Origin of the sequence: Staphylococcus sp. TE8 (genome assembly GCF_000692055.1) — a bacterium.
Taxonomy (GTDB): Bacteria; Bacillota; Bacilli; order Staphylococcales; family Staphylococcaceae; genus Staphylococcus; species Staphylococcus capitis.
Genome location: NZ_JMGB01000005.1, coordinates 26,179 through 32,779 on the forward strand (window position 1 = coordinate 26,179; position 6,601 = coordinate 32,779).

At 30.4% G+C, this 6,601-nt stretch carries 6 protein-coding genes and 1 pseudogene; 3 read left to right on the forward strand and 4 right to left on the reverse strand.

The annotated features are described in order from the left end of the window. Positions 1–368 (reverse strand): orotidine 5'-phosphate decarboxylase / HUMPS family protein (locus CM54_RS13025; protein ID WP_037551388.1); only part of this gene is annotated, 368 nt, incomplete at its 3' end. Between the two features lie 90 nt (positions 369–458). On the opposite strand from CM54_RS13025, the gene CM54_RS11740 reads away from it, so the two are divergent. The 3 genes and pseudogenes from CM54_RS11740 to CM54_RS11745 all read left to right on the forward strand — a co-directional run bounded on the left by CM54_RS11740 (position 459) and on the right by CM54_RS11745 (position 2,993). Then, entirely contained in the window at positions 459–803 is a 345-nt protein-coding gene (locus CM54_RS11740; RefSeq protein WP_002508649.1) for a winged helix-turn-helix transcriptional regulator, read from the forward strand. A gap of 337 nt (positions 804–1,140) precedes the next feature. Continuing rightward, positions 1,141–1,263, forward strand: a pseudogene (locus tag CM54_RS12695) (EamA family transporter); the annotation flags it as partial. 581 nt (positions 1,264–1,844) lie between these two features. Further along, positions 1,845–2,993 carry a zinc-dependent alcohol dehydrogenase gene (locus tag CM54_RS11745; protein ID WP_031882782.1) on the forward strand — a complete coding sequence of 383 codons (1,149 nt, stop codon included), beginning with the start codon at positions 1,845–1,847 and terminating at the stop codon, positions 2,991–2,993. 141 nt (positions 2,994–3,134) lie between these two features. Here CM54_RS11745 and CM54_RS11750 read toward each other — a convergent pair whose 3' ends face one another. The 3 genes from CM54_RS11750 to CM54_RS13030 form a co-directional block, all read right to left on the reverse strand. Beyond that, positions 3,135–5,396, reverse strand: coding sequence for an ATP-binding cassette domain-containing protein (locus CM54_RS11750; RefSeq protein ID WP_037551393.1), 2,262 nt, complete (start codon positions 5,394–5,396; stop codon positions 3,135–3,137). Positions 5,397–5,653: 257 nt separating this feature from the next. Continuing rightward, the gene (locus CM54_RS11755) at positions 5,654–6,172 is read right to left on the reverse strand and encodes a type 1 glutamine amidotransferase domain-containing protein (RefSeq protein WP_017723732.1); all 519 of its coding nucleotides are present in this window, start codon (positions 6,170–6,172) and stop codon (positions 5,654–5,656) included. 155 nt (positions 6,173–6,327) lie between these two features. Further along, positions 6,328–6,601, reverse strand: a 274-nt coding sequence (locus tag CM54_RS13030) for an orotidine 5'-phosphate decarboxylase / HUMPS family protein (protein ID WP_037551397.1), incomplete at its 5' end; no start/stop codon positions are given.

A 6,601-nucleotide genomic window follows, 5' to 3' on the forward strand; every position in this document is an offset into this window, starting at 1 on the left:
AAATCTTTCGCACGTTTTTCTAAATCTTGGACTGCAATCATATCTACTAATAATTGTTTGCCATGTTTATGTGCTTCATCAACTGCTGCTTTAATTGATGCATCTTCTGCAACGCCTAAAATTGTTACTATGTCTGCACCAAATTTAACTGCTTGGCTTACTTCATAGTCGGCAGCATCCATAATTTTTAAATCTGCTAATACTTTTACACTATCAATATTATCATTTAAATGTTGTACAGCTGGTAATCCTTCATTTATAACAATCGGTGTTCCAATTTCTACGATATCTACATAATCTTTAACTTTATTTGCTAATTCTGCAGCATCCTCTTTATTTAATAAATCAATCGCTAATTGTAATTTCATATGTTATTACCTCCTATATATTATATATTCATTATGGTATAATAACTTTGGAAATACAATACTGACAAATATGTCACTGAGGAGAAGAAATTGTTAATAGAATATAATAATAAATTATTTTACACTTCTAAAGATTTAGCTTTATCAGTAATTGGTGGTAGGTGGAAAATCCCTATTATTTATCATTTATTACAATCAGAAGTACTTAGGTTGAGTGAATTAGAAAAAAAATTACCAGATATTAATCAAAGAATGTTAATTAGACAATTAAGGGAGCTTGAAAAGGATATGATAATAAAAAGAACTATATATCCAGTAGTCCCTCCAAAAGTTGAATATCGATTAACTAGTGTTGGTTTGTCTCTCGACAATGTGGTCTATGGTATTTGTGAATGGGGAGATGAATATTTGAAATTAATTAATAATGAAAATTAGTTAGTTTTTTAAAAGAAGAAAAATTGAACCGAACTTTATATAATCTCTTTCAGATATTGATATGTTTTTATATTGACTAGTAGATCGATATAAATAGAGAACGACTCAAAGACACATAAGTACGCTCTAAACACACAAAATATTTTTCTGATATTAATAGTGTATATAGGGTCATTAGATTCTATATTAAAAAAGGCGAAGTATAATTATACTTCGCTTTAAGTTAATCTTTATAATGATTACTTGTATTTTTGTCAAACCATGCTTTTTCAAGCAGTTTAACTGCTGCTTTTATTTGTTCTATGGATAGTACTGCAAAGCCAAGGAGGACGGTTTGGCCATCATTTCAATTACTTGGTTAAATGAGTCCTTTGGATACTATCAACTAGTAGACGGACTATTTATTATTATAGCTGTCGTAGCTTTAACTACACCGAAAAAAAGTAAGTATGAAAATTAAACAAATTTTTCAAAATTTTTAAGCTATAAAGTAATATAAAAAAGATACTTCTTTAAAAAGAGTGTCTTAATCATTTCAAAACATGCTCGTTAACGAAAATATCTTGATCTATACATTTTTTATCCCTCTTTTCTTATGAGATACTTTATATTCTCGAGAATCTTGCCATAGTTTGTAAGTAGCTTGATTTCCCAAAAAGTAGCAATAACATAATGTTCATTTAAATTACTAGCTTTTAAAAGCAATAAACATCAAAATCCTTTGCTTTTTCAGATTTTTATTTCGGTTTAAGAAAACACGCACAAATTCTTCTTTAAAATCAGCAGTTACTTATAAATAGTTCAAAACTGTATAGTTACTTTTAGATAAATCTTTAATTTTATTCTAATATAGTATATTGCTTACGTGTATTAAACTTATCTATAATTACTTTTTTATTAATTTTGGCTAAATAAATGCGATGTTTGGTATTTTGCAACATATAAACTAACAATTTTCTAAAAAGAGTAATAAATCAATTTATTCTTCTGAGTTTACATTATAATATCAAGGGTAAAGTTTTTTAAAGGAGTGTGGTTTAAATGAAAGCAGTTACTTATCAAGGTCATAAAAATATGGAAGTTCGTGAAGTACATGATCCAATAATAGAAGAATCAACGGATGCAATAATAAAAATAACAGCTTCAGGTATATGTGGTTCTGATTTACATCTTTATCATCAAGGCGATTTATTTATGGATCCTGGTTTTGTTATTGGACATGAGCCAATGGGAATTGTAGAAGAAGTAGGAAAAGACGTTAAAACCTTAAAAAAGGGAGATAGAGTAGTTATACCTTTTAACATAGGTTGCGGCGATTGTTTCTATTGTAATAATGAAATGGAGTCTCAGTGTGATAATTCTAACTCATCACCGGCAAGTTGGAAAATGGATAATGGTGGACTTTTCGGTTTTGGTGGCATGCACGGAAACCACTGGGGAGGTCAAGCAGAGTATTTAAGAGTCCCATTTGCCGATTTCTCCTCTTTCAAAGTTCCAGATAGTGATTTGAAAGACGAACAAGTATTATTTTTATCTGATGTTGTCCCAACAGCTTATTGGAGTGTTGAACATGCAGGCGTAAAATCTGGAGATACCGTTATTGTTCTTGGTTGTGGCCCAATCGGTTTAATGGCACAAAAATTTGCTAAATTAAAAGGCGCTGAACGTGTGATTGCCATTGACAATGTAGAACATAGATTAAACCATGCCAAAAAATCCAATGGCGCTGAAGTATATAATTTTTCTAAAGAAGATAATATAGGAAAATTACTTCGTGAAAGCACACGCGGTGGTGCAGATGTCGTTATAGATTGTGTTGGAATGGATGGACAAGTTGCTCAAGATGATTTAGAGATAAGTTCAAATTCAGCACAACGAGGTAATATTAGTCCAATTATTACAGCAGCTGAATCAGTAAGAAAATTTGGAACGATTCAATTAACTGGTATTTACGGTACACCTGCAGACAATTATCCAATAGATTTAATTTTTAATAGAGATGTCCAAGTAAAAAGTGGACAAGCGCCAGTTATTCATCAAATGCCAAAATTATATGAAATGATTAAAAATGAAGTTTTTGATCCAACAGAAATTATAACTCACACAATGCCTTTAGAAGATGCAAAACAAGCGTATGATATTTTCGATCAGAAAAAAGATAATAATATTAAAGTAATTCTAAAACCATAATAATAAATATATAAAGAAGTCTATATACAGATTATAACCAGTATATAGACTTCTTTATTAATTTCATGTGATAATTTTCAGAATCGCTAAGTTACAAAATTTCTAAATCTAACCAATGCTATATGAAAATATGAAACAATTTTAATCATTTGCTATATAAAGTTTCAAATGCTTAGATGTTAATGTTTTATTCTCTTTAACAAAGTTTATAGGATAGCCACTAAATTGTACTTTACCCCCATCTAGACCAGGGCCTGGCCCTACATCTATAATCCAATCAGCATCACACATAATTGATAAATTATGTTCAATTAAAATAACAGTGTTATTTTGTTCAATAAGATCATTAAAACAGTTTATCAATATAGGAATATCAGCTTCATGTAAACCTGTCGTAGGTTCATCAAATATAAAAATACTATCTGTAACATCATCATTTAAATATTGGCCTAATTTAACGCGTTGAATTTCACCACCTGATAATGTAGATAGAGGTTGGCCAAGGGTTACGTAATTTAATCCAGTTTTACTTATAGCTTGTAACTTAGACTGAATTTCATTTTCTTTATCAAAAAATCTTATACCTTCGTCAACAGTCAATTCAAGGAAATCAGCAATAGAATAGCCATCTATAGTTGCATTCAACACTTCTGGCTTATAACGTTTACCGTGACACACTTCACATGTTTGTGAAAATTCACCCATAAATGCAAGTTCTGTTTCAATATAACCTTTACCACCACAATTGGCACAAGCTCCTTTCGAATTATAACTAAACATAGATTTATTTAATCCAGTTTCTTTGCTGAAAAAATTTCTGACTCTGTCAAAAACACCTAAATAAGTTAGTAAATTAGACCGATTGGAACCTTGTATCGCTTTTTGATCCATAAATACTGCATTATCATTTTTTGCAAAACCTGCCTTAACAAGTGAACTTTTCCCAGAACCTGCTACTCCAGTTAATACTGTCAAAACATGCTTGGGTATATCAACTGTCACATTCTTCAAATTGTTTTGGGTCACTGGTCCAAGATGATAAAAACTCTTTGCTTCACGTATCTCATTTTTTAAGTGATGTTTGATACGTAGTGCTTCCCCAGTAGATGTATCTGAAGACAATAATTCTTTGTATGTTCCCTTAAACGTTATCTCTCCACCTTGCGCCCCTGAACTTGGTCCCATATCAATGATATAATCTGCTTCTTTAATTACATCAGGATCATGTTCTACAATTAATACTGTATTACCTTTATGTTTTAAAGATTTCAAAATTTCATTTATTTTTGCAATATCCTCTGGATGTAAACCAACACTTGGTTCATCAATGATATAAACCAAATCAGATAGCGAACTATTTAAATGTCGTATTAATTTAAGCCGTTGTGCTTCTCCACCTGATAAAGAAGTGGTTACACGGTCAAGAGTTAAATAACTTAATCCTATATAATCAAGTGCTTCTAATTGTTTTCGGAGTGGTTCAATAATAAACTGGGCTGTTGAATTATTTAATTTATTAAGAAATGCTAAATTTTCTTTTACAGTCATTTGTGTAAAATCTGAAATATTTTTCCCCATAATTTTACAACTCAAAATTTTCGAATTTAAACGTTGACCGTTACAAGTTGGACAAATTTTATTTTCCACAACATTTTTAAGATGTTTAGCATAACGTTTTTTGTTAAATTCTTTATCTCCCAAGAATATTCTTCTAAACCTAGGTATAAGTCCCACATATTTTGCTGATTTCCGCCATTCTTCAGGTGGTTTTTTTAATTTTATTGGCTCCTGATACAAAAACAAATCTAATTCTTCTTTTGTATATGCTTTTAATTTTTTATCATTATCAAACAGACCACTATCACGATAAGCTTTCCCTCTTTCTTTATCAGGTCCAAAAGATGGGAAATTAATAGCACCTTCATTTAAAGATTTGTTCCAATCTAAGAGCTCATTTAAATTAATGTCTTCAATGTAACCTAATCCTTCACATGTTTCACACATACCATTGGGACTGTTAAATGAAAAGGCATCTGAATAACCGACAAAAGGTTCACCTATCCTTGACCATAACAATCTAACAGAGGCGTATATATCAGATACTGTACCTACAGTAGAGCGAGAATTACCATTAAATCTTTTTTGACTAATCGTCATTGCTACTGGAAGATTTTTAATTTCTTTTACTTTTGGTTTAGGTTGCTGATTTAAATGAAATTGAATATAGCTAGAATAACTTTCATTTAAAAGTTGTTCAGATTCAGCAGCTACTGTTCTGAATACCAGTGATGACTTACCTGAACCAGAACGTCCTGTAAATACTGTAATCAAATGTTTAGGTATAGTTATATCTATATTTTTTAAATTATTTTGTGAAGCTCCTATAATGGTAATATCATTCATAAATTAAATTGCCCTCCATTGTAATTTTCAACAATTAATAGTATAGATGAAGTTAAAAGATTAGTAGAATTTCGAAATAGGTTACATTACAAAAACAGTATGTAGAATATCTAATATTTTATCGTAGATTATAAGTTATCTTAATGAAGTTAAGTTCATTTTATTTTTATAAAAACCTAACAATAAGAGACTAACAGCAAAGTTATAAACTTTGTTGTTAGTCTCTTAGATAATAAATACTGATTGATATTACAAAATTATGCTTTTAATTTTTTAATAATTTCTCTATTGAAATCATCTAAGTCATCTGGGACACGACTCGTTACAATATTGTTATCTATTACAACTGATTCGTCAACAACGTGTGCACCAGCATTAGATAAATCTTTACGTACATTGATAACACCAGTTATTGTGCGGCCCTTTAAATCATCAGTATCAACTAGTAAAAGTGGACCATGACAAATCGCAAATGTAGGTACATCATTTTGAGTAAAATACTTAGTAAATGTACCATAGCGACCTTCTTCATCACCACGTAAATGATCGGGTGAGAATCCGCCAGGAATTAATAATGCATCATAATTTTCTGGTTTCGCATCTGCAATGCTAACATCTACAGTTACTTTCTCCCCATGCTTACCAACAAGTTCATGTTTTGCTGTATCTCCAATAACTTCAGTCTCGAATCCAGCATTTTCTAATGCTTCTTTTGGACTGGTTAATTCTATATCTTCAAATTCATCTGCTAAAATGATTGCTACTTTTTTAGTCATAATACAACCTATCTTTCAATTATATTTTAAAACCTAAGTACTATATACACTAGAAAAAGGAAGTTTAAACATAAAATGTTTTCTAATTTTTTCACCAACTACATGTGCATTTTTATCTATTTAGTTTAATCTTATTTAATATTAATTGTAACTGATTATGCATTTGTATGGGCATCTACAATATCACGACATTGTTTAGCAGCTTCTACAGGGTCTTCAGCATTTGCAATGCCGCCACCAACAATAATTAAATCAGGATTTTCTGCAACAATATCTTTAATTGTATCTGGTTTAATACCACCTGCAACTGCTACTTTAGAATTACTAATTACAGATTTAACTTTACGTAAACTTTCTAAAGGAGATTGACCTTCAGCTTGTAAGTCATAACCAGTATGAACAGCGATATAATCTGCGCCTAAATCATCT